Here is a 20,346-nt window from a genome sequence, read left to right as displayed (position 1 = left end):
TAGGGCTTGCTAACCAAACCTCTTTTTTCCTCTTAGCAAGCAGAATCTTACGATTTTCCGCCTTAAATCCAACTCAGACTTTGGGCAACCCGAAAAGGGTGGATTGGCGCTATAGCCCTCATGAGCAGCCGGTATGAGGATGGAAATTTCCAACAGGACGCCTGAGCAAATCACGTCCGAGGTTAACTTTATCAAGGAACAAAGAGGCCAAATGGTGCATCGATGCAACATTTGATTTTAACTCTATGTGCATGGTTTTTGACGCCAAAGGCTGTTTTTCCATGCACATATTTATTAAGACACTACCCTTAAACCCTTGCGGAGTCTAGACTTTTCGATAAATTAGCAAGCCCTAATTAGAGTTTAGGACAATCTGCCAAGAATTCTCTCCTATTTCAATGGGAAGATGAATTGGTAATCTAACTATACGTGCCTGGCTTTATCCCTATATTCATGATATTGAACACTATTAATGATATACTATATGTATGAATAAAGAACATTTAATCCACGGACGAACTTGTGTCTACAACGTCAACTATCACCTTGTATGGTCCGTGAAATACCGACGAAAAGTCTTAACAGCCGTGGTTCAGAAGAGTCCTAGATTTACATTGAACGTCAGGCGAAAGGAGGTGACGTGGATTGAAACTGGCTAAGTCATGTGTTATTAACGCCACGGGAAATGTATCCCTCGTTCTTGGGCATTTAGCTTATGCGGCGTGGAAACTGAGCGATCACAAGACCGACCAGTAGTGGGTTTGGGCCGTCTTTGGATGTACAGGTTTAATGGATCTCGGTTCATTGCCTAGAATCCTAAAGATGCTCTCCATTTCAATGGAGAGTGGTTCACTATGATGGGTACAGGAGTTCTTAGGGGCTTCTGTATTTGTTTTAGAATATGACCAAGACTTAGGTACACTATGAGGAACATGCTTATGGGTCCATTTTGGGAAGGAGTGAGCTGGGTGATTAATAATTATGATATTTCACAGGCTATGACGATTAAATTAGACCCTGAACTTCCAGAGCTGCAGGAATTTGCGGAGGGTATACGCAGGGCACCAGATCGAGGCTATAATCTGACCCTGAATCAAACAAAGATCGCGTTAAAGAACGCCTTACGTTACGTACCTGAGGAATTTCATGAACAAGTGGCTCCAGAATTTCTCGAGGAATTGCGGACTAGAGGTAGGATTTATGCCTATCGTTATCGTCCAGCTGGACGATTGTATGGGAAACCGATAGATGAATATCAAGGAAACTGTACTGAAGGCAAGGCCTTTCAGGTTATGATTGACAATAATCTAGATTTTGACGTGGCCCTTTACCCGTATGAACTTGTTACCTATGGTGAAACGGGAAGTGTCTGTCAAAACTGGTTGCAATATCGTTTAATTAAAAAGTACTTAGAAGTGATGACTGATCAGCAGACCTTGGTGATGGAATCGGGTCATCCGCTGGGGTTGTTTCCTTCTCGCCCGGAAGCACCTAGGGTGATTATTACGAATGCTCTAATGATCGGGATGTTTGATAATCAGAAGGATTGGGAAATCGCTGAACAAATGGGGGTTGCTAATTACGGTCAGATGACGGCGGGCGGCTGGATGTATATTGGACCGCAGGGGATTGTGCACGGCACCTTCAATACTTTACTCAACGCCGGGCGGATGAAGTTAGGAATTCCACATGATGGAGATATTAGGGGACATTTATTTATTTCGTCGGGTCTGGGTGGGATGAGTGGGGCTCAGGGGAAATCTGTGGAAATTGCCCAGGGTGTGGGAATTATCGCCGAGGTTGATGAGTCTAGGATACAGACTCGCTTTGAGCAGGGTTGGGTCAGCAGGGTGTCTGGAGATCTGGAGGAAGTTTTCCGGATCGCCGATGAGTATCTGCAGAAAAAGGAACCCATGTCGATTGCCTACCAGGGTAACATTGTGGATTTATTAGAGTATGTGGTCGAGAAGCAAATCAAGGTGGAGTTACTCAGTGATCAGACGTCTTGTCATGTTGTTTATGAAGGCGGATATTGCCCACAGGGAATATCGTTTGAAGAAAGAACCAGGTTGCTGGCAACCGACCGAGCTAAGTTTAAGATGCTGGTGGACCAGAGTTTAGTCCGGCAATTTGAATTGATTCAGACGTTGGTAGAACGGGGTACTTATTTCTTTGACTATGGAAATTCCTTCATGAAAGCGGTTTATGATGCCGGAGTTAACGAGATCTCTAAAAATGGCATCGATGAAAAAGATGGCTTTATTTTCCCGTCCTATGTGGAGGACATTATGGGTCCGGAACTTTTTGATTATGGGTATGGGCCTTTTAGATGGGTTTGTCTCAGTGGCAAAACGGAAGATTTAAGCAAAACTGACGCGGCGGCGATGGCTTGTATCGATCCGAACCGTCGGGGGCAAGATCGGGATAATTATATCTGGATTAAGGATGCCGAGAAAAATAAGCTTGTCGTGGGTACTCAGGCCCGCATTTTATATCAGGATGCTGAAGGACGAATTAAAATCGCGCTCAAATTTAATCAAATGGTTCGGGATGGTGAGATTGGCCCGGTCATGCTGGGTCGGGATCATCATGATGTGAGCGGCACGGATTCACCGTTTAGAGAAACTGCTAATATCAAAGATGGTAGTAATGTCATGGCGGATATGGCTGTGCAGAGCTTCGCGGGGGATGCCGCTCGCGGGATGAGTCTCGTATCTCTTCACAATGGAGGGGGCGTCGGGATCGGTAAAGCCATCAATGGTGGGTTTGGCTTAGTGCTCGACGGGAGCGAACGGGTGGATGGCATTATTAAATCCGCTCTTTTATGGGACGTCATCGGCGGGGTTGCTCGGCGGTCATGGGCGCGAAACGAGCATTCCATTGAGACGAGCATTGAGTTTAATGAGCGGTATAAGGGGTCAGGACATATTACGGTTCCGTTTATTCCGGATGAGGAATTGATTGAGCGGTTAGTAGGGGGACTTGTGTAACACAGCGCTCGGTGCTTACGACGCAGAGCAAACTAACCGTTTAAGCTCCTACTGTGGGGAGCGGGGTACCCGCCAAACTCGCCATCCTTGGCTCGGTTGGCGGCAGTGCACATCCTTGTGCACTGCCCCGTGTCTGGGGTCGGTCGCTTAAACGGAAGTTTGCTTTTCTGCTTACGTAAAGACGTCGCGCTCGTGTCACACTGCGTCCCTGGCTTGGGGGTCGAAGAACGGAAGGACGGAAAACGAAGTACGAAGTACAAGGAACGAAGAACGAGGAAACGGATGGTTTGGGAGACGGCACATTTCATGTGCACCGTCTATATGCAAAGTCAGTGCAAGTCAGGGACGGTTCTTAACTTGCATTAGCCAAGAAAATTAGTATTGGCTTGGGTCGACGATGATTGGTACGACTTAAAACCAGGGTTACTGTTTACGTCTTTGACACAAATGCGTTGTGTGCAAGTAATGCAAGAATACAAGTAGGTGTAAGTTTAGGGATGGCTCTTGATTTGCATGGTTCTTTAGTTTGGAGGATGTATGATGGAATCTATCGCGTGGAATAACTTAAACTTAGTCACTTCAGAGATTTATCGGCGTATCGGTATGCCGGATGCAGATTCTAAACGGAGTCAGAATTTTAAGCCAGTGATTGAACAGATGCGACTTAAAGCTTTAGGACTTGTTGAAGCTCGTTGCATCTATGATTATGTTCCGGTGAGTGTCTCAGGTACTGGGGAAATTCTTCTGGCGAATAAGTATCCTGTCAATGCTGCCACTTCGTTCTTTGAGGGAGCTCACAAGGTGATGATAGCGATCCAAACCATCGGCTTCCGCCTCGAAGAAGAATCAGCCCGTTTGTTTGAAGAGGGCGAGATGCTTGATGGGATGGTCTTAGATGGCTGTGGGACGGTCGCGCTTGATGAAGCTTTAGAGCTATTAAGGGATATGGTTGTCAAGCAAGTGATAGCACGTGGTCTACAGACGGGTTATAATTTATGCCCCGGTGGTTTCCAAATTCCCTTAGAAGCTCAGAAAACCTTATTTACTCTGCTGGATGGAGGAGAAATTGGTGTGACTTTAGGGGAAGCGATGCTAATGTCTCCGGTAAAATCTCATACCCTTGTTATCCCGATTGGGCAAAAGCTGACTAAGCCGAACTTGTCCAGTGCAATTACGTGTGAAATGTGTGCCGAGCAACAAAACTGCGCTCACAGCCGCTTGAAATTCGGTAAATGCAAGTAGGGAGAAAGTCGGGGGACGTTTCCTAAACTTGTATGCAAGTCGAGGAACGGTCCCCAACTTTGTACGGGACTTGCATATTGAATGGGTGACACATTAACAAATTTACTCGAATGGAGATGGTTTTGTGCAGTATGCGGAGCTCTTTATCCATTCCGCGCATCTGATGGCGACGATGAGGGGTTACACGGAACGACCGGCTTGTGGAGAGGGTATGTCTGAAATCGGTTTGATTGAAGATGGTGCTGTTGCGATCCGAGACGGAAAGATTATTGCGGTTGGTACGACGGAAGAGGTTCGTGCCGGCGGGTGGGTAGGACCGGATACTATGCAAATTAGCGCGAAGGGGAAGGTGGTTACCCCTGGGTTTGTTGATCCACACACCCACGTTCTTTATGCAGGTTCACGTGAAAATGAATTGTCGCTGAAACTTAAGGGTGTCCCCTATCTGGAGATACTTAAACAGGGGGGCGGGATCCTTTCCACGGTGCGGAGTACAAAGCAGGCGACGGATGAAGAGATTAAGGCGCAAACAAAACGACGACTTCAGACGATGCTGAGCATGGGTACGACGACGGTTGAGGCGAAGAGTGGCTATGGATTAATGGTGGAGGATGAAATTCGAGCCTTGCGTCTGATTCGTGAATTGGATCGAGAACAGGTGCTTGATCTGGTACCGACCTTTATGGGAGCGCATGCGGTTCCACCTGGTTATAGTGAAGAAGAGTTTACAAACTATGTTATAGAGGATATGTTGCCGAAAATTGCGGCTGAGGGACTTGCGGAGTTTTGCGATGTTTTTTGTGAGCCTGGGGTTTTCAGTCTTGAATCAAGCGAACGGATTTTGCTTAAAGCGAAAGAGCTCAACCTTAAGTTAAAGATGCATGCAGATGAATTAGATTCGGCGGGAGGCGCTGAATTAGCAGCAAAACTAGGTGTGATCAGTGCCGATCATTTACTCCAAGCCTCGGATGACGGGATCGCTGCTTTGGCCAGACAAGGGGTAATCGCGGTATTGCTTCCGGGGACATCGTTCAATCTTGCTAAAAATTCCTATGCTAGAGCGAGAGCGATGGTTCTGGCAGGGGTACCGGTAGCGTTAGCGACCGACTCGAATCCCGGATCTTCCCCAACCGAATCCATGCCACTGATCTTAACGCTGGCATGTCTCTACCTGCGCCTTACCCCGGAGGAAGCCCTGATGGCGGCAACCATTAATTCAGCACATGCTATTGATAGGGCTGATCAGGTGGGGAGTTTGGAAGTAGGGAAACTGGGGGATGTACTTATTCTTGATATTCCCAATCTGAATTATTTGCCGTATCACTTTGGAAGTAATCCAGTAGAGATGGTCATCAAACGGGGGACCGTAGTAAAACACTATTAAGACACGAATAAGACACAAGTAAGCTTGAGCGCACCGGGGAGGTGCGTTTTTTTTGTTTAATTGCCAATGTCCTATTGACGGAATAATATGAAGATTCACTGAGTTGGCATGGTTTTTGCTTAGTATTAAGTATAAGCGATATGGTTTAACAAGTGATAGCTGGAGTAGAGGGCCTGCTCATCAGCTTAGAGGTTAGAAAGGAGAGGAAGGTTTAGATTCAGGAGGATGAATATAGTCATTATCATAGGATGAATATATTCATCCTATGATAATGACTATATTCGAAAAAAATCCTAAATGTTCTGACTACTAATGAAAATATTCATTAGTCAGGCAAAATGTTGCAAAGGTTCGACTTAAAGAGCAGATTAAGATAGCTTATTCTAGAGGGATTAGATACTAAAAACACTGGGCACACCGGATAGGTGTGCCGTTTTGGTTAGGAAAATGTTATGTCGACGGAATAATTAGAAATTTGACTAAATTGGCATGATATTTGCTTATATAATAAGGTTGACAAGGGGGGTTAATAAGGGCCGGTCACGAGGTAATTGTTGAAGATAGTGCAGGGATTGGTAGAGTGGGATTAGATTAATAATGAAGGCTATACCCCTTTGGAAGAAATACTTGAGAATGCCTAAGAACTTTTGATCAATAGAAAGAAGGTGACTAAAATGACGGTTTATTCGCCAAGCCAAATTGAACAAATGAAACAAGATGACATGAACTATTTCTTACATCCAACAAGTTCGATCACTGATATTGAATCTTGGGGTGGTCCTAAGATTATCGAAGAAGGGGACGGAATCCGGATTAAGAGCGTTGAGGGAAAGACCTACATCGATTGTGGAGCAGGTCTATGGCTAAACAATGTTGGTTTTGGTAGGACCGAACTTGCTGAAGCAGCAAAAAAACAAATGGAAAAGCTATTCTATTTCCAGACGTTTAATGGTTATTCTCATCCATTAGTCATTGAAGTAGCCAAAAAAGTTGCAGGAATGATCCCGATGGACAATCCTAAGATTTTTTTCACCAACGGTGGTTCAGAGTCCAATGATACAGCCTATAAATTGGCTCGGATCTATTGGTATTTACAAGGTCAACCGAACAAGAACCACATTATTGCCAGAACAAAAGCTTATCATGGGGTATCTTACGGAGCAGTAAGTGCCACTAGTTTGCCGGGTTTCTGGGATGGATTCCGCCCCTTAGTTCCAGCGTTTGACCACATTGGTCATCCTCACTGTTACTTCTGTCCCTGGAACAAGGAACAGGGTAGTTGTGATTTCGAATGCGCAGGTGCTCTGGAAGAAAAGATCTTAGAACTTGGTCAGGACAACGTAGCCGCCTTTACTGCTGAACCAGTCATTGGTACAGGAGGGGCTATCGTTCCTCCAGACGGCTATTATCAAAGGATCAGAGAAATCTGTGATAAGTACGACGTCCTGTTTATCGCTGATGAAGTCATTTGTGGCTTTGGGCGGACGGGTAAGTTGTTCGGTATGCTCCATTGGGGCGTAAAACCCGATATCATGATGATGGCTAAAGGAATAACCAGCGGTTACATCCCAATGGGAGCAGTCGGGATTTCTGCAAGAGTCTATGAGCCGATCAGAAAACATGGCAGTTTTATGCACGGTTATACGTATAGCGGTCATCCGGTGGCTTGTGCCGTAGCCTTAAAGAACATTGAGATTGTCGAACGTGAAAACCTGGTAGAAAACGCTCGAGAAAAAGGCGAGATACTGCGATCCCGCATCAGGGATTTAGGATTACCTTGTATTGGAGAAGTTAGGGGTTTAGGTCTGATGAATGCTGTCCAGCTCATCCAAGATGTGGAATGCAGAACTAAGTTTAATCCTGCACTTGGCTTTGCTAAACGTGTAGCTGCAATTACTTGGGAAAACGGTTTGGCCTTAAGGCCCTTAATTGATGATGCTCTGCAATTATCCCCTTCATTAATCATCACTGAAGAAGACATTAACGAATTAGTTGACAAAATGAGCCGATCTATTTTACAAGCCCATCAAGAGTTTTTAGAAAATAAGCTTTAAAAAACCTCTTTAGTAACCTATGGAAAAATCTATACTTTGTCAGAATTCCAGGTCGAAAACAGCACCATGATCAGTAAGTGAAATTATGCATTTAATTATTTACAGAGCTAAAGAAAAGGAGACTAGCGAACATGAGTAATTTCTTCACCCGGATGGGTGATGGTTCAGCACTTTGGTCTAGCGAAGAAGAAATTCGTGGAGATCTAGATGCAGGCATGAAGGATGCCGCTAAGCGAGGCAAGATACCGGAACTCACAGTAGAAGAGATGGAACGCCTCTACGCCATTATTACAGCACCTAATAAGATCGTCAGTGTCGAGAGAGGAAATGAGGTTGTCCACAGCTTTGATGCTGGAACCCTGAAATTCGGCATTCGTGGTGGAGTACCTGTCGATAGACTGGGTACCATTTTAGCCCATGAGCGGGCCATGTGCTCCGATACGATGGAGTTATCCCATCTTGACTACAGTTACAAATCTGTTAAAGCCATTGCCTATGAAGAAAGCCAAACTATGGAGCAGATCCAGTTAAACACAATCATCCCAGTAATGTATGGTGCCATGCCAAATGTGGGGATGTATACCAAACCGGATGGACCGATTGACAACTGGGCAGAACTGTTGCCTTTAGGAAAAATTAAGGAAGCTCAAGATGCCCAGGTAGAAGCCGTGGAACATGCGGTAAAGGATATGGTCTATGTAGCAAGTATTTTGTATGAAGGTGGGGCAGACGGAATAAATTTTGACTCCGTCGGGGCTTCTGGCGATGCAGATTTTCTGGCTACATTAAAGGCGGTAGAAATTCTCCGGAACAAGTACCCTGACATGGATATTGAAGTCGGTATGGCAGGCGAGTTTGTATTGGGTATGCACGGAGAATTAACTTACAATGGTACACGCTTAGCGGGTTTATATCCCCATAAACAGGTCAAAGTGGCAGAAGAAGCAGGAGCAACGATCTTTGGGCCGGTGATTAATACCAATAGCAGCAAGTCATTTTCTTGGAATCTGGCCCGGGCTGTAACTTATGTTAAAGCTTGTGCAGAAGCAGCGACTATTCCGATTCACCCTAATGCGGGCATGGGCGTAGGCGGGATTCCCTTAACCAATACTTGTCCAATGGATGTGATGTCTAGGGCCTCGAAAGCCTTGATTGAAATTGGTAAGGCTGACGGATTATAGATAGGTCACGGCGATACCTTTGCAATGGCTTTTGGGCATGAAATGGCTTCCGGTATGGGTGGAATTCGAACTGCTGGAGATCTAGTAGCGCGAGTCCTATCTAAAGGTAAAAAAATTAATGAAGCCAAAGAATATGTGGCCCAAAAGCTGGGAGTTTCGACGTTTGATTTATCAGACGAGGCTCTGATGAAAGAACTGAGGGAGGAATTGAATATCGGACATGTTTTGGCTCGTCCCGGGGCTGCTATAGGTATGGAAGCCAAGATGCGAATTGCTAAACTGTTGGATATTAAAATTAATTCTGTGACAAGGTTTATGAAAAGGTCCGGATTAGAGTAGAAGTTTGAGACTATTATGAGGATTTAGATATGAGGAGGTTTGAGCATTGAGCCGTGAAACTCTGATTGCCGAGGCAATTGAAACCATACTTACTTGTAATCAAGACGCAGCTGTGGATGTAGCGAAGCGCTCGATCGATGAAGGGGTGGACCCTGTTGACATGTTGAGCGAAGGGTTCAGTGTTGGGATTAGGGAAATGGGAGAAAAATTCGGTCGAGGAGAAGTCTTTCTTCCACAATTAATATTGTCTGCTAATACGATGAAAGCAGCGACAGAACTATTAAATGAAGCAATTAACGACAAAGGATCCGTGGTTAAAAAAGGGATTATGGTGATAGCTACTGTCGAGGGTGATGTTCACGATATAGGCAAAGGTATCGTCATTTCTCTATTAAACACTCAGGGTATTGAAGTGATCGATATGGGACGAGATGTGTCCGTAGAGAAGATTATTGAAAAAGCCCTTGAAGTTAATGCTGATCTGATCGGCACCAGTGCCCTTTTAACAACGACGATGATGTCTCAAAAGAAACTTGAAGATGAGCTTAAGGCAAGAAATATCCGTTCAAAATTCAAGACGATGATCGGTGGTGCCCCTTGTACCCAACGGTGGGCTGATAAAATCGGGGCCGATGCCTATGCCGAAGATGCTGCTCAGGCTGTTACTAAAGCCTTGGAACTCCTCGGAAGAAACTAATCTTATTTAAGTAAAAAGCAAGCTCATGACAAGTTTAAATTATTTATTGGGGGTGAAAATCCTGGGACGAGATTTGCAGGCAGGTATTAATAGAGTTGAGGGAATGGGAGTGCTTCTCTTTTCGGACGATGAGCTTTATGCTATACACTGCGCAACGTTAGACGTTTTGCAACATAACGGGCTAAAGGTTGAAAGTGAAGAAGCCCGAGAGATCTATAGTAGCGGTGGGGCCTTGGTAGACTCTAAAACTCATATGGTTAAAATTCCGCCCTATATGGTAGAAGAAGCGATTCGTTCGGCTCCAAGTTCAATCCTTTTAGCGGGAAGGAATCCTAAAAATGACTATGTAGCTGAGGGGAAAAGAGTGGGCTTCTTAAACTTTGGTGAAGGAATAAGAATTATAGACCCCGTTACACGGGAATATAGACCCACTAACAAACAAGATGTAGGCAACGCGGCTCGGGTCTGTGATGCTCTGGATCAGATTGTAGTGCACAACCGGGCTGTTGGTGCTGATGAAACACCGGCAGTGGTACAATCGTTACACAATGCCGAAGCGATTTTTGCTAACACGTCTAAACACTGTTTTATAGGAGCGGGCAGCGCTAGAAACTTTCGTAAAATAGTCGAGATGGCCGCTGCGATTGTCGGTGGCTGGGATAAATTACGGGAAAGACCCATCTACAGTACCATTGTGTGTCCGACCAGTCCACTTCAGCTTACCTCAGATTGCACTGAGATTATGATCGAAGCGGCCAGGGCCGGAGTGGCCGTTAATATTCTATCCATGGCTATGGCTGGTGCTACCTCTACAGTTACTTTGGCTGGGACACTAATTACCCATAATGCTGAAGTTCTAGGTGGCATCGTGTTACATCAGCTGGCCGCCAAAGGGGCTCCGGTCATCTATGGCAGTTCTACTGCGATCATGGATATTAAGTATACCACTGCACCTGTAGGGTCTCCTGAACTAGGATTAATCAGTGCTGGAGTCGCAAAGTTAGCTCAATACTATCTGCTTCCGAGTTTTGTAGCCGGCGGCTAGGCAGATAGTAAAGTTCCAGATGCTCAGGCGGCTCATGAAAAAACCATTACAGGAATGCTGGCTGCTCAAGCCGGAGCAAATCTCATTTATGGGCTGGGTATGTTGGAATTGGGGATAACCTTTGATTATGCCCAATTGGTAATGGACAATGAGATGGCCAAAATGATCAATAAGGCTGTTGGCGGGATTAAAGTTTCTGACGAGTCCATGGCTGTGGATGTCATCAAGTCGGTAGGTGCCGCTGGTGAATTCATTACCCATGAACACACTTATCAACACTTTAGAACTGAGCAATCCCAAAGCAAGTTAATAGATCGGACGATGCGTGATACTTGGTTGGAAAAGGGTGCGAAGGATTTTACGGAAAGAGCGTATGATGAAGCTCTAAATATTCTGGAAAACTATAAACCTGATCCCTTGCCGCCCGGTGTAGCAGCCACGATTCGTTCCATTGTCGAAGCTGCAGAGGAAGAATATGGGCTCAAGAAACATGAAGATTAGAAATTAAAGATCTCCGCATGGAGGGGTCAATAATCGGTAGTCAGAATTTACTAGAAATCAGCATGGAATTATTAAATGGAAGGGGTTAGTCAGGGAATTTTCTGCTTATAAGTGGTTTCCTGACTTTTCCTATTAAGAAAACCCATTATTTTAGAGGGGGGAGATTAGTGGAAAACTTATAAATAATAGTAGGAAAGCAATTAGTAGCGCTGTCGAAACTAGAGGGGATAATGACATTAGAAGCATCCTTCGGAACAAGTAAAATAGGCGCAGATAATATTGGTGTAAACTGTGGGACCATGCTCTATAATGAAGTTAAACAATTTAGAATTAACCATTCAATTGCGGAGGGAAAGATCAAAATGGAAAACCAAGTTACTCTAAAACTGAACTATCCACTCAATGAATATGTTGCTCAGAACGAACTTAAACTTCAATTCAGCGAGGGTACTACTTTAGGGGACTTATTCTTAAAAGAAGGGATTCCTTCTGATTCTGTGGGTTTTGCAGTATTGAATGACACTATGCTTCACTTGAATTATAGGTTGCAAAATGGTGACTTCATTAGGGTCTTCCCCCTTGTTAACGGGGGATAAGGCGGAGTACATAAAAACGTATTAAGAGAAAAGGATGATCTAGAGAGATGAAATGGTATTATGGCAAATTATTAAGAGTGAACCTAGCGGAGAAGAGTTACACCGTTGATGAAATACCAGAAGAACTATTTACAAACTATTTGGGTGGTAGAGGGTTAGGATCTTATCTTCTCTTAGAACATGTCCAGGCTGATATAGATCCTTTGTCAGAAGAAAACAAAGTGATCTTTACTAACGGTTTTACCACAGGAACAAGTATGTTCGGTTCTAGCCGCTATGCCGTCTTTTCTAAGTCCCCGCAAACCGGTTTATTTGGAGAAGCCACCTCAGGCGGCAAGGTAGCCCCGGCTCTTCACTCCACAGGCTATGATGCAATTATCCTGGAAGGGGCGTCAGCTGCCCCGGTCTACTTAGAAATAAATGATCGAGAGGTTATCTTTCACTCTGCAGAGCATTTATGGGGAAAAGAGACCTATGAAACTGAAGACACCGTTTTAAGGGAAGTAAATACCCCTAAGGCACAGGCAGTAGTTATCGGTCCTGCGGGTGAAAACTTAGTTAGTTTTGCCTGTATAGAGAATAATTACTGGCACTCTGCTGGGCGCAGTGGTATTGGGGCCGTATTAGGGTCAAAAAAAGTTAAAGCTCTGGTTTTTTATGGGGAGTCTAAAACTTCCGTTGTCAATCCAGAGTTGCTTCAGGAACTGATGAAGGAAATGGCGGCAACTGGAAAGGATCATGCTGGAGTCAAAGCTTATCGTCGGCTTGGTACGACTCAAATGGTTGCCGCAATGAATGCCGCGAAAGCATTTCCTAACCGTTATTGGCGAGATGCATATTATAGTCATTGGGAAAAAATCAGCGGAGAAACCTTGCTGGAAAATTTTGAGGTCAAGCCAACAGCCTGTCCCAAGTGTTTTATCTCCTGCTCAAAGAAAACAACGGTTAAAACCGGGAGACATAAAGGCCTTACCATAGAAGGACCAGAGTATGAGACTATATTTGTGTTTGGCGGGCTTTGTCTCATACCGGAATTGGATGAAATAATATACTTAAATGATTTATGCGACCGTCTGGGTATGGATACGATAACTGCGGGTAATCTCATCGGTTTAGTTATGGAAGCAGGACAACTTGGGCGAATTCCCGTAAAGTTAGAGTATGGCGATGTTGAAGGCGCGGCCCAGTTATTACGGGACATTGCTGATCGAAGGGGAGTAGGGCAGGTCTTAGCAAGAGGGATTAAAGAAGCAGCAAAGGAATGGGGACTAGAAGATTTAGCGATTCACGTCAAGGGTATGGAACCGGCCGGATATGATCCAAGACCCTTAAAAGGGATGGGCTTAGCTTATGCTACCTCTAGCCGAGGCGCTTGTCATCTAAGAGCTTCTTTCTATAAACCTGAACTTTCAGGAATGATTGACCGCAAGACAACCCAGGGTAAAGCAGAGATGTTGATTGATTGGGAAAATAGATTAACCATCTTTAACACTGGGACCCTTTGTCAGTTTTTTCGCGACCTTTTAGAGTGGCCTAATGTTGAGCGGCTAGTGTATGCTATTACCGGTCTGGAATACCACAAAGATAAATTAAGCGAAATTGCTAATCAGATTGTTACTAATACTCGGATCTTTAACGCTAGGGAGGGAGCGACGAAGCAAGAGGACACCTTGCCCCCGAGGTTTTTTAAAGAACCTGTTAATAATGGTCAAGATAGGATTACCGTTGAAGAATTACAGTTTATGGTCGATGAATATTACAAACTGAGAGGTTGGGATGACTCAGGCTATCCCGTTCATGAGGAGGGTTAAGTTCGATGAGAAATATCAGAACTGGTATTAGTGTTCTTTCTGGTTTGGGGTTACAGGCCTACTCCAAGGATCAACTGGATTCAATTCATTATGCGACTTTAGAGGTTTTACAGAGGACGGGTATTAAGGTTGAAAGTGCAGAAGCAATAGAGATATTCTCCAACGCAGGTGCCATAGTTGAACGTTCCAAGGATTTTGCGATCGTTAAAATACCTTCGTATATGGTTGAAGACTGCCTTAGATGGGCGCCTAAGACGGCAACTTTTTACGGTAGAGTTCCCAAACATGACTATGCTATCGAGCCTAATAGGGTAGGGTTTAGTACCTTTGGCGAATGTATTAAAGTCATCGATCCTTTTTCCAGAGAAGTGAGAAAGTCTGTCAAACAGGATGTCGGAAATGTCGCATTGGTCTGCGACTATCTAGAGGAAATGGATGTTATGGTAAGGCCTTTGTGTTCTTCCGATCAAAATCCAACAACCCAACCGCTGCATAACTTGGAGGTCTTATTGGAGAATACCTCTAAACACATTTTTATTGGAGCGGTTAGTGCAGCAAATTGCCGCAAAATGGTCGAGATCGCAGGGATAAGTGTTGGGGGCCCGGAGAATTTTAAGCAACGTCCCAATATGACCATTTTTGTCTGCCCGACCAGTCCTTTGACTCTAGTTAATAATTGTTGTGACGTAATTATCCAAGCTGCCAGATCAGGCGTAGGTCTGGCCATTATTCCCATGGCCTTAGCGGGTGCTACGTCGACGGTGACCTTGGCTGGAACTTTAGTGACGCATAATGCAGAAGTTTTAAGTGCTCTGATCCTCGCCCAATTAACCGTAAGAGGAACTCCTTGTATCTATTGTTCCATGAGTACGATTATGGATTTAAAACAATTAATTGGACCAGTAGGGTCTCCGGAACATGGGCTGCTGGGAATCTCGGCGGTTAAAATGGCTCAGTATTACCAACTCCCCAGTTGGATGGGTGGCGGGATTTCCGACAGTAAAATTCCTGATGCTCAGATAGGGTATGAATACACTTTAAATGCCTTGCTAGGAGCCCTGTCAGGAGCCAGTATTGTTTACGGAGCGGGTGCCCTTGAACAAGGGTTAACCATTGACTTTGCCAAATTGCTTCTAGACGCAGATATGATTCGATTGATTCGGCAAGCTATTAATGGGGTTGAACTATCTGACGAAACCCTGGCCTTAGATGTCATCCACCAAGTAGGGCCGGGCGGCGAGTTTATGACCTCTGAACATACTTTCCAACATATGAGGCAACAGTCCCAGCCTAAATTATTTAATAGGAAAAACCGAGATATCTGGTCGGAGGCTGGTGCCAAAGACGTCTCAGAGAGGGCATATGAAGAAGCAAGGTTTATACTTAATAACCATAAGCCAGAACCGTTGCCTAAGGGGGCAAGCGAAACTATCAGAACACTGATTAGTGAATATGAGCAAGAACTAGGGATTTAGTTCTTCAGCAGAGGTACCCCTTCCTTTCGATTGGTGTAGTTTACTCCTTGCCAATTCTCGATACGGATGGGGGAACCTCTTTTTTTAATAATTTAGGACAATATTCCAATATTCTGGTTATATTCTGGTTATCAGGACGATGAATAGAATCATCGTTAATGATGATTCTATTCATCGTTAATTAAAGCGTAGGATTAACCGAATATTTCAGAACATTTTAAAAAGTCAGTTAGAGGTAATGAATACTTTCATTATGCTGACAAATTCTATACGATCTAGGGACGATTTTCAGATTGCATAAAGTCCAACCTAAACTTTTGCAGGTCATAGAAAATCACGCTACCTCTACAGACAATGGCCGAGGACCGAAGACCTGGTACAAGTCAGTTCACTTCAGGGTGAATTCGTTCAACTAAAGTTGAACGTCGAGACTTCGCTGGGAGAGTCCCACGATTGAGTCAAATGTGGCATGTATTTTGCAATATTCTGATCTACACTAGAACAAAACTAAGTTTGCTGCTTTAGAGACTTCAACCACTGGTGTTAGGAGGTAACAAGTAGCATAGTAGAATTGCTTTTAAGCCTTAAGGGGCATTCGGGGGAAATACCCCTTGTTTTGTTATGCCCTTTTTTCTTGTCTTGGGTCAAAAGAGGACTGTTTAGGGTCAGCAGATGATATAGAAGTGAACATTTGAGGGGGATACGATAATGAATAATTTAAAATATGGTCAAAGCACTACTTCAATACCTGAAGAACTACTTAGAAAGTCGCGTTGGTTGATACCCCCAGATACTTTAGCGCCTTTGGAGAACGAACATGAGGGTATAAATATGGCTTTAAGAAATCCAGTTGGCTGTAAAGCTCTGAGTGAACTGGTACAACCCACTGATAAAATTGCAATTATTGTGAGTGATAATACTAGACCTGTACCTACTTACAAACTACTTCCTTCCATATTAGAAGAATTACATTGCGCTGGAATAGAAGAACAGAACATAACGATAGTTTTTGCTCTCGGAATTCACCGAAGGATGACCACAGAGGAAGAAATTCAAGTGATTGGTCGAGAGGTTGTAGGAAAGTACAAAACGGTTCAACCCATGGAATATGTTTTTAAGGGTCGAACGAGTCGAAATACGCCAATCGAAGTTTGTCGAGAGGTGGATGAAGCAGATTTTCTAATCTTAACTGGAAACATCGAATTTCATTATTTTGCAGGATATAGTGGGGGCTATAAGGCCTTAATGCCTGGTGTTTCTACTCGAGATGCTATTCAGAATAACCATAAGATGATGCTTGACCCGCGAGCCGCGATTGGATGTGCGGACGGCAACCCTCTTAGAGAGGATATAGAGGAGTTCGGGCGTCAGTTCCCCAGGACATTCTTAGTAAACGTAGTGCTTAATTCAGATAAAGAAATCATTCATGTCGTTGCTGGAGATCCAATTCTAGCTCATCGGTCCGGGTGCAAGGTCTTGGATCAGTGTTATAAAGTAGCGGTCCCTGAGTTTGCAGATTTAGTGATAGTCAGTGCTGGAGGATATCCAAAGGATATGAATCTTTATCAAGCCCAAAAAGCCTTAGAAAATGCTGCGAGAGTCACCAAAGAGGGTGGTAAAATTGTTTTGGTTGCGGAATTAAGGGAAGGGTTTGGGGAGGATATTTTTGAAGATTGGTTAATGAACAGTAGTACTATAGACGAAATAATATCGAAAATTAATGAGGAATTTATTTTAGGTGGACATAAAGCTGCCGCGATCGCTAAGCTTCTCAAAAAACATGAGGTTTTATTATTTTCTGCTTTGCATGATGATATCGGGAGAAAAGCATTTTTTACACCATTAAAAGATTTATATGAATTAACGCAAGGGACATTTGAGTGTATTTATATTATTCCATACGGAAATCAGACGTTGCCGGAGGTGGTGTGCGTTAATAAAGGTTAAGATTAAAGGATATTATTTTTAAGTAGAGAATATATTATCAAAGATTTTCCTGCTATGAGTATTTTAAATGTAATCAAAGGGTTTTTGCGATTCTGCTACTTTCTGTAACCTATAGAGGGGTGGAGACGTTTTTATGACGACTGTCGGGGATTTAGCTTTGAAAAAATATTCGGTATATCCTCCTTCCTTTGAACTCTGTGTGGTAAAGGAGGATATCATTAGTCGTGACGATGAGTTTATTATTGTCATGAATTTTCAAGATATTACCCATGTATTTAGAACGTCTTCCTTACTATACGATATCTCAAAGCTAGAAAGGGATAACAACTACTCTTTGCAGGGTCATGTACTATCAGAGCTTGATTCGGAGATAACGTTTAGTATTGTGCCTGAAAATCAGCTAATTCAGACTTTGAAAAAGTTAGTTACGGACGTTATTATCTTGACTGACGAAACTAATGATCCTGTCGGTATTATAGATTATTCAAAAGCTCATGGATCTTTTGAAACCTTTCAACTTGAGAGAAAACAAACCGAAGAAACCATATTAGAATATCAAAAAATATTTGAGTATATTGAAGATGAAATTTTTGTAACGGATCAGAATGGTTATGTTTTGCGCTTAAATCCCACTGCTGAAAAAGTATGTGGTTTTAAGGCCTGCGATATAATTGGTAAAAACGTTAAGGATATAGAAATAACTTCCTCTTGCAGTATTACAATGCGGGCTTTAGAAGAAAAGAAAAAGGTTAATATGGTCCAAGATTTTGTAAGAACCGGCAAGAGATTACTAACGACGGCTATCCCAGTCTTCAATGAAAGTGGAGAAATAGTTCGTATTATAAGTACTTCCAAAGATGTGGCGGAAATTAATAGGATAAAAGAAGAACTTGATAAAAAAACCAACGAGCTTGAAAGAAAAAGTGAAGAACTCGAATTTCTGCGTGAGGAAATCTTTGGTAGAGTGAATTTTGTATGTAATTGCAAAGAAATGAAATATATCAAGAAGACTATAAAAAAGATTGCTCCACTAGATCTGACTGTTCTTATTCAGGGTGAATCTGGAGTTGGTAAAGAAGTTGTAACAAAATCGATTCATTATTTAAGTGATAGAAGAGATCAACCATTCATAAAAATCAATTGCGGATTAATACCAGAAAATCTAATAGAGGCTGAATTGTTTGGGTACGAGGCTGGGGCCTTTACCGGGGCTAGTAAATATGGAAAGATTGGAAAGATCGAACTGGCTAAAGGTGGGACGTTATTTCTAGACGAAATTGGTGAAATGCCTCTATCCTTGCAAGTTAAGTTACTTGAGTTTTTACAAGACAGATATATTTGCAGGGTAGGAGGCACAAAAGTAATTGAAATAGATACTAGAGTTATTGCAGCTACAAATCGGGACCTGAAAGAGATGGTGGAAAGAGGGCTATTTCGGCAAGATTTATTCTATCGTCTGAACTTGATACCTATTGTGATTCCAGCTCTGCGTGACCGCAAAGAAGATATCCCAGAGCTAGTGGAGTTCTTTGTTAAGAAGTTTAATAGTAAATATAAGATGAATAAAAAGTTAGCTCCCGAAACAATGAAAGCATTATATTATTATGATTGGCCAGGCAATGTGAGAGAGCTCGAACATGTTATGGAGCGAGTAATAGTTACAAATGACACGGATATTATTACCTTAGAACATATCAATATTATTTTTGGAGTAAAACCACAAAACTACCGCATTATTTGTAATCAGCTGATGCCTTTAAAGACTGCAAAAAGAGAGATAGAAGAGCAGTTAGTCAGAGCCGCCTACGAAATGTATCATTCCACTTATAAGGCAGCTGAGGCTCTAGAGATCGATCAGTCAACGGTAGTGAAGATACTTAAGAAGTATAATATCAGAAGCAATAAAATTTAACGAAGGGGTTAGCATTCATTGCTAACCCCTTCGTTAAATAGACTGAGTTTGGCTTGTTAATATCTGCATGACTCTCTCGGGAAGTTCGATTCTTTTGAGGCTTTAGTGGGCGGAATTAGAAATCGTGACGACCATGCTTACTTCACCGGCGTTTTGGGCTTCGTTAAAAACTTTCTTGATTCCTGCCCACACTTGTTCGTCATTTCCGTCGATATGGGTACTGAGAGATCCAACTTTGAACTCAACGTTTTCTTTCGATAAGGTTTGAACAGCACTAGTAATAACCTGACTAGCGTTATTCGTTTTCTGAGGGTAGATCGAAACTTCTGCACATAACATTGTAAAGGCCTCCTTTATTAAATAATACAGAGATTAGCTTTCCCAATTCGGGTTTAAATATTGACAGGTTGAAAACATCTCGAGCAGCATTTTACGTTCGAGATTATTGGACACCAAACTCATTTTCATTATTGAACACTCCCCCACCTACGCCACGGGCTAAGAGGAGGGGGATTCTAAACCTTCATTGAGAACCGCCCTTCAGCCGGAGCCTCTAGGTCTTACGTTCACTCCAGTTCATCACGTGATGGGTTTAACGCCATCACGCGGCCCGGTCATGGGCGCTACGCCACTGTCGAACATGCGGACACACTTCGACTCGACGATACTTTGTTTCTTGATACTTGGGCATTTCTCGGCCTGCGGTGATCTCTCCCTTCATGCCTTTATCTCGAATATTGGACGCTCCGACAACATCTCGATGACCGGTTGCTTTGCACGCTGGGCAACCATAGTTTCTTGAAGATTGTTTCGTGAACGTTCCACAGACAGGGCAGGTTCCCGTAGTATAGGCCTCATTGATTCTCTCAAGGATAACCCCATGTCGTTTCGCTTTATACTCGAGCTTTCTTCGAAGTTCACCGAACGGCCAATTCGAAAGTTTTTGATTCACCTTACGTGAACGCTTGTTACGCGAGCTTTGCTGAACCCCGTCAGGATTCCCTATGTAGAGTTTCTTAATACCACGTTCGACACACCAATCAAGGGCCATTTTTGAGAGACAATGCAGGGCATAGTCAACCTTCCTGAACATCCGAGCCTAAGAAATTTCGTTTCCTACGAACCAGTTTCCAGTAGGCCTTAGACCCTTTACGCTTTTTGGATAGTTTTTT

13 protein-coding genes and 2 pseudogenes are annotated in these 20,346 nt (G+C 43.4%); 13 read left to right on the top strand and 2 right to left on the bottom strand.

The window, feature by feature from the left end; all coding sequences use genetic code 11:
* The first annotated feature begins 488 nt into the window (after positions 1-488).
* The 13 genes and pseudogenes from JL57_RS36600 (at position 489) to JL57_RS23255 (ending at position 19,174) form a co-directional block, all read left to right on the top strand.
* Complete coding sequence (locus JL57_RS36600) at positions 489-659, top strand: transposase (RefSeq protein ID WP_366557079.1); 171 nt, start codon at positions 489-491, stop codon at positions 657-659.
* Between the two features lie 309 nt (positions 660-968).
* A complete protein-coding gene (locus JL57_RS23320) occupies positions 969-2,990 on the top strand; it encodes a urocanate hydratase (protein ID WP_034144325.1) in 2,022 nt (673 codons plus the stop codon).
* 537 nt (positions 2,991-3,527) lie between these two features.
* Positions 3,528-4,232 carry a vitamin B12 dependent methionine synthase gene (locus JL57_RS23315; protein ID WP_291300468.1) on the top strand — a complete coding sequence of 235 codons (705 nt, stop codon included), beginning with the start codon at positions 3,528-3,530 and terminating at the stop codon, positions 4,230-4,232.
* A gap of 124 nt (positions 4,233-4,356) precedes the next feature.
* Positions 4,357-5,616 (top strand): imidazolonepropionase, encoded by a 1,260-nt coding sequence (hutI, locus tag JL57_RS23310; RefSeq protein ID WP_034144321.1) that lies wholly within the window; start codon positions 4,357-4,359, stop codon positions 5,614-5,616.
* 674 nt (positions 5,617-6,290) lie between these two features.
* Positions 6,291-7,670, top strand: coding sequence for an aspartate aminotransferase family protein (locus JL57_RS23305; protein ID WP_034144320.1), 1,380 nt, complete (start codon positions 6,291-6,293; stop codon positions 7,668-7,670).
* Between the two features lie 131 nt (positions 7,671-7,801).
* A pseudogene (gene mtbB / locus JL57_RS23300) lies at positions 7,802-9,190 on the top strand ([dimethylamine--corrinoid protein] Co-methyltransferase).
* Positions 9,191-9,236: 46 nt separating this feature from the next.
* Positions 9,237-9,887, top strand: a complete 651-nt coding sequence (locus JL57_RS23290) for a B12-binding domain-containing protein (RefSeq protein ID WP_034144317.1) — start codon at positions 9,237-9,239, stop codon at positions 9,885-9,887.
* 25 nt (positions 9,888-9,912) lie between these two features.
* Positions 9,913-11,433 (top strand): annotated as a pseudogene (locus JL57_RS23285) (trimethylamine methyltransferase family protein).
* Between the two features lie 230 nt (positions 11,434-11,663).
* A complete protein-coding gene (locus JL57_RS23275; protein ID WP_034144316.1) occupies positions 11,664-12,029 on the top strand; it encodes a MoaD/ThiS family protein in 366 nt (121 codons plus the stop codon).
* 47 nt (positions 12,030-12,076) lie between these two features.
* Positions 12,077-13,840 carry an aldehyde ferredoxin oxidoreductase family protein gene (locus JL57_RS23270; RefSeq protein WP_034144315.1) on the top strand — a complete coding sequence of 588 codons (1,764 nt, stop codon included), beginning with the start codon at positions 12,077-12,079 and terminating at the stop codon, positions 13,838-13,840.
* Positions 13,841-13,845: 5 nt separating this feature from the next.
* A complete protein-coding gene (locus tag JL57_RS23265) occupies positions 13,846-15,315 on the top strand; it encodes a trimethylamine methyltransferase family protein (RefSeq protein WP_034144314.1) in 1,470 nt (489 codons plus the stop codon).
* 708 nt (positions 15,316-16,023) lie between these two features.
* Positions 16,024-17,262 carry a nickel-dependent lactate racemase gene (gene larA, locus JL57_RS23260; RefSeq protein ID WP_034144313.1) on the top strand — a complete coding sequence of 413 codons (1,239 nt, stop codon included), beginning with the start codon at positions 16,024-16,026 and terminating at the stop codon, positions 17,260-17,262.
* A 133-nt stretch (positions 17,263-17,395) separates the two neighbouring features.
* On the top strand, positions 17,396-19,174 hold the full coding sequence (locus tag JL57_RS23255; protein WP_034144312.1) for a sigma-54-dependent Fis family transcriptional regulator: 1,779 nt from the start codon (positions 17,396-17,398) through the stop codon (positions 19,172-19,174).
* Positions 19,175-19,276: 102 nt separating this feature from the next.
* Here JL57_RS23255 and JL57_RS23250 read toward each other — a convergent pair whose 3' ends face one another.
* Together JL57_RS23250 and JL57_RS23245 are read right to left on the bottom strand one after the other, a co-directional pair.
* Entirely contained in the window at positions 19,277-19,513 is a 237-nt protein-coding gene (locus tag JL57_RS23250) for a YkoF family thiamine/hydroxymethylpyrimidine-binding protein (RefSeq protein WP_034144311.1), read from the bottom strand.
* Positions 19,514-19,775: 262 nt separating this feature from the next.
* Entirely contained in the window at positions 19,776-20,267 is a 492-nt protein-coding gene (locus tag JL57_RS23245; RefSeq protein WP_291300467.1) for a transposase, read from the bottom strand.
* Positions 20,268-20,346 lie beyond the last annotated feature (79 nt).

The organism is Desulfosporosinus sp. BICA1-9, assembly GCF_000802135.1.
Note: the sequence above shows the minus strand (reverse complement) of the source record. Positions and strands in the feature narration are given on the sequence as shown.

Coding starts and splice junctions, on each gene's coding strand:
- JL57_RS36600 (WP_366557079.1), top strand. CDS start 489: ATGAATAAAGAACATTTAATCCACGGACGAACTTGTGTCTACAACGTC.
- JL57_RS23315 (WP_291300468.1), top strand. CDS start 3,528: ATGATGGAATCTATCGCGTGGAATAACTTAAACTTAGTCACTTCAGAG.
- JL57_RS23305 (WP_034144320.1), top strand. CDS start 6,291: ATGACGGTTTATTCGCCAAGCCAAATTGAACAAATGAAACAAGATGAC.
- JL57_RS23275 (WP_034144316.1), top strand. CDS start 11,664: ATGACATTAGAAGCATCCTTCGGAACAAGTAAAATAGGCGCAGATAAT.
- JL57_RS23270 (WP_034144315.1), top strand. CDS start 12,077: ATGAAATGGTATTATGGCAAATTATTAAGAGTGAACCTAGCGGAGAAG.
- JL57_RS23265 (WP_034144314.1), top strand. CDS start 13,846: ATGAGAAATATCAGAACTGGTATTAGTGTTCTTTCTGGTTTGGGGTTA.
- larA (WP_034144313.1), top strand. CDS start 16,024: ATGAATAATTTAAAATATGGTCAAAGCACTACTTCAATACCTGAAGAA.
- JL57_RS23255 (WP_034144312.1), top strand. CDS start 17,396: ATGACGACTGTCGGGGATTTAGCTTTGAAAAAATATTCGGTATATCCT.
- JL57_RS23250 (WP_034144311.1), bottom strand. CDS start 19,513: ATGTTATGTGCAGAAGTTTCGATCTACCCTCAGAAAACGAATAACGCT.
- JL57_RS23245 (WP_291300467.1), bottom strand. CDS start 20,267: ATGTTCAGGAAGGTTGACTATGCCCTGCATTGTCTCTCAAAAATGGCC.